Genomic DNA, 2,868 nt, shown 5'->3' with positions numbered 1-2,868 from the left:
ACACCACCGGCACCCCCATCAACTGGCACACCCACCACACCACCACCACCCACACCCCCCTCCCCACCTACCCCTTCCAACGCCAACGCCACTGGCTCAACACACCGGACGTCACGGGTGACGCCACGGACTTCGGTCTCGGCACCGCCGGGCACCCGCTGCTCGGCGCCGACCTCGAACTCGTGGACGGGAAGGGGCATCTCTTCACCGGACGGCTGTCGCTGCGCAGTCACCCGTGGCTCGCGGACCACGCGATCCAGGGCACGGCCGTCCTTCCCGGCGCGGCCTACGTCGATCTCGCACTGAGCGTCGGGGCCCGCTCCGGGCACACGGTCGTGGAGGAACTGACCCTGGAGGCACCGCTCGTCGTCCCCGCGCAGTCCTTCACACAGCTACAGCTGGTCCTGGGCGAGCCCGGCGACGACGGGCGCCGCCAGCTGACTGTTCACTCCCGGCCCGGTGGCCCCGACGAGTCCGACGCCCCGTGGACCCGCCACGCGTCCGGCCTGCTGGCCCGACCGGACCACGAGGAGCAAGGCGCCCCCTCACTCTCCACCGACTGGCCGCCGGCCGGCGCGCGGCAGGTTCCGGTGGAGGAGGTGTACGAGCTGATGAGCGCGCACGGCCAGGACTACGGCCCCGGCTTCCGCGGCCTGACCTCCGTCTGGCGCGGCGGAGACGAGTTGTTCGCCGAGGTGCGGCTGCCCGAGGCCCTGCGCGGGGAGGAGGCGCGGTTCGCGGTGCACCCCGCGCTCCTGGACGCCGCGCTGCACCCCCTGGGTCTCCAGGCCGGGGGCGGCGGTGAGTCCGGTGACACGCTGCGGCTGCCGTTCGCGTGGAGCGGGGTACGTCTGCACGCGATGGGTGCCGTCTCCGCCCGGATCCGGATCTCGCCGGTGTCGGCGGACTCGGCCGCGCTGGCTCTCATGGACACCGAGGGCAGGCCCGTCATGTCGATCGACTCGCTGACGTTGCGGCCCTTCGACGTGAGTCGGCTGCGGTCGTCGGCCGCCGCTCACCAGGACTCGCTGTTCGACGTGGCATGGGTTCCCGTCCCGACGGCTCCGGCCGCGTCGGGTCGGCCCGCCGACGGCCCCGCCCCCGTCGTCGTGTCGTTCGGCTCCGCGGCACGGACGGACGGGGACGCCCCCGCGTCCCTGCACCAGGCGGCTCAGGAGGCCCTGCGGTCCGTACAGCAGTGGCTCGCGGAGGAGCGGGACGACAGGGCGCGGCTGGTGTTCGTCACGCACGACGCGGTCGCGGCGGCACCCGGGGACGGTGTGACCGGCCTCGACACCTCACCGGTGTGGGGTCTGGTGCGCACCGCGCAGTCCGAACACCCGGACCGCTTCGTCCTCCTCGACACCGACACCGACACCGACACCACCTCCCTCTCCCCCGACCTCCTCACCACCGCACTCGCCACCGGCGAACCCCAACTCGCCCTCCGCCACAACACCTTCCTCGCCCCCCGCCTCAAACGAGCCCACACCACCGCCACCACCCACACACCCCACCTCGACCCCGACGGCACCATCCTCATCACCGGCGGCACCGGCACCCTCGCCACCCTCCTCGCCCGCCACCTCGTCACCCAACACGGCGCCCGCCACCTCCTCCTCGTCAGCCGAAGCGGCCCCAACGCCGACGGCGCCACCGAACTCCACACCGAACTGACGGCCCTCGGCGCCGAGACCACCATCACCGCCTGCGACATCGCCGACCCCGACGCCCTCACCGACCTCCTCGCCACCATCCCCCACCAACACCCCCTCACCGCCGTCATCCACACCGCCGGCACCACCGACGACACCACCCTCGACAGCCTCACCCCACAACGCCTCGCAACCGTCCTCCACGCCAAAGCCGACACCGCCCGAAACCTCCACCACGCAACCCGCAACCACGACCTCCGCGCCTTCGTCCTCTACTCCTCCATCGCCGGCACCATCGGCAACCCCGGCCAAGCCAACTACGCCGCCGCCAACACCTACCTCGACGCCCTCGCCCACCACCGCCACACCCAAGGACTCCCCGCCACCTCCCTCGCCTGGGGCCTCTGGGAGGAGACCAGCGGTCTCACGCGGTCGCTGGGCGCGGCGGAGCGTGCCCGGATCGGGCGCAGCGGCATCCTGCCGATCGCCTCGGCCGTGGGGCTGAAGCTCTTCGACGCGGCACTCGCGCGGGACACGGCGCTGTCGGTGCCGGCCGCGCTGGACCTCGCGGCGCTGCGCAGCCGTGCCGCGACAGGCGAACTTCCGGCACTGTACCGGGAGTTGGTTCCGGCACCGGCCGGGCCCGTGCCGACGGTCGTCCCGCCCGCCGAGGGCGGGGCCGGGGTGCGGGAGCGGTTGCTCGGCATGGACGACGCGGAACGGGAGCGGTTCCTCGACGAACTGGTCCGCCGCCAGGTCGCCGACGTCCTCGGGCACGCCTCGCCGTCGGCCGTGGAGCCCCGGCGCGGGCTGCTCGCCATGGGCCTGGACTCGCTCTCCGCCGTCGAGTTGCGCAACCGGCTCGGTGCGGCCACCGGACTGCGGCTGTCGACCACCCTGGTGTTCGACCATCCGACTCCCGTCGCCGTCACCGGCCATCTCCTCGACCGACTGGCCGAGGAGCTGCCGGGCGCCGCTCCATCGCCCCTCGACGTGTTGGAGGCGGCGTTCGAGGAGATGGCCGGTGACGAGGAGAGCCGTTCCCGGACGAAGGCCCGGCTGGAGGCGCTCCTGAGCAGGCTGGCCGCCAGGGGCGGTACCGGCGATCCGGACGTCTCGGCCGGTTTCCCGGGCGGGCTGGACACGGCGGCCGACGAGGACCTCTTCGAGTTCATCGACAGCGACCTCGATCGCCGAGGCGCGCCGGGCGGGC

At 73.3% G+C, this 2,868-nt stretch carries 1 protein-coding gene; it reads left to right on the top strand.

Annotated elements, in window-relative coordinates:
• On the top strand, positions 1-2,868 hold a 2,868-nt coding region (locus ACFRAR_RS38500; protein WP_380705074.1), incomplete at both ends, for an SDR family NAD(P)-dependent oxidoreductase.

It is taken from the genome of Kitasatospora sp. NPDC056651 (genome assembly GCF_042792155.1).
Classification (GTDB): Bacteria; Actinomycetota; Actinomycetes; order Streptomycetales; family Streptomycetaceae; genus Kitasatospora.
This window is presented reverse-complemented; position numbering and strand designations above follow the sequence as displayed.